Source organism: Flammeovirga sp. SJP92 (assembly GCF_001583495.1).
Lineage (GTDB): Bacteria > Bacteroidota > Bacteroidia > Cytophagales > Flammeovirgaceae > Flammeovirga.
Map to the genome: position 1 here is coordinate 1 of NZ_LQAQ01000013.1, position 1,359 is coordinate 1,359.

The window sequence follows — 1,359 nt, forward strand, 5'->3', positions numbered from 1 at the left end:
CTTGAGTGTTTTCCAAAAGCCGATGAAAGCATATTCGCTGTACTCCCTGCTTTATTCAACCAATTCAAGTTTAAGTTACTACCAGGACCAGTAACAGGTGTTACTTTAGTAAAGGTAGACCCGTTATAAATAGGCTTCTTAGGATTAAACATCTGTTCTTTGGTGATGCCTTTTACAAATCTTGGATCTGCTTTAAATGTGGGCTTTCCACCACCACCTGTAGCAGAACTTGCAACGTCAGCAACCTTGGTTAATTTTTTCTTTGTAAAAAGACTTTTGGCCCCTTTCCAAATTTTACCGCCTACTGTTTTTACTGCGGTCCAGATTTTGCCAAAAAAACCTAGTCCATAGACAGATCCCAAACCTCCAAAGCCCCTTAAAGGTGAATAGAGTTCGCCATTGCTCTCAAGTACAATTTCATCACCATGCAATGCCTGAAGCTGTGCTCCCTCAGCACTGTAAAACACCTGACTTTCATCCAGACCGTAAATAGTACCATCAAGACCTTTCAATAAGCACTTACATACAAGGTTTTTACTTCGGATAGATCGATTCACCGGCTGAAAACCGTTCAAACCATTCATGTAACGTATTGGCAATCCATCTACGCCTGATAAACCTGTTCCATTCATGCCTTTTGCTTTTAATACTGTTAAGTCATGTTTACCCGTAAAAATCTTTTCATCGTCAAACCTGTCCATAACCGGGTCGATAGCCCAGTACTGTTTCCTGTCATTCATGTTTGCACCGGCAAACTTGGGAACAACTACATAGATATGTTGAAAGTAAGATCTATGATAGTATTTGGTTTTTCGAAAAGTATGTGGTATTCCTAAATTGGAAAGTACCGAGGAAATAAAGATCGAATAACAATCACAGTCAACACCTGTTTTTCGGTCAGACCAGCTTCGGGCAGGTCGTCTTAACTGCTCTTCTCCGGGGTCATCCTGTTTGTACTGTATATGATTGTACATAAAATCAAACAGTGCGTGAAGAGTAGATTGTATATCACTTTTCTTTATCCATCTTGAAAACTTCAGCGTATCACCTTTTGTCTTTTCAACAATCTGTTTCATAAAACCGATTGTATCAAAAGTGCTTCCGTTCTTATGCAGAATCGGATCACTTCTTTCAGGTGAAGGGAACAAGTAGTCATACTCGTTTCCTGACTGAATTCTTCGTTTTTTATCTGCTGTAACACCCAAACCGCCATTCAAGTATCTTACTTGATGTTGGCTCATAATTTCGTTGTCTCTATCTTAATTCTTAGGCAAGAACGCACCATTATTTTTGTCCGCAAACTTATTTCATCCTGTATCAACCATTTCATTGAACAAAAAATAATAGGCATTTTTCATC

At 39.0% G+C, this 1,359-nt stretch carries 1 protein-coding gene; it reads right to left on the minus strand.

Annotated elements, in window-relative coordinates; translation table 11 throughout:
* The coding region (locus tag AVL50_RS33465; RefSeq protein WP_216639000.1) for a hypothetical protein at positions 1–1,241 on the minus strand (1,241 nt) is incomplete at its 3' end.
* Positions 1,242–1,359: the final 118 nt, after the last annotated feature.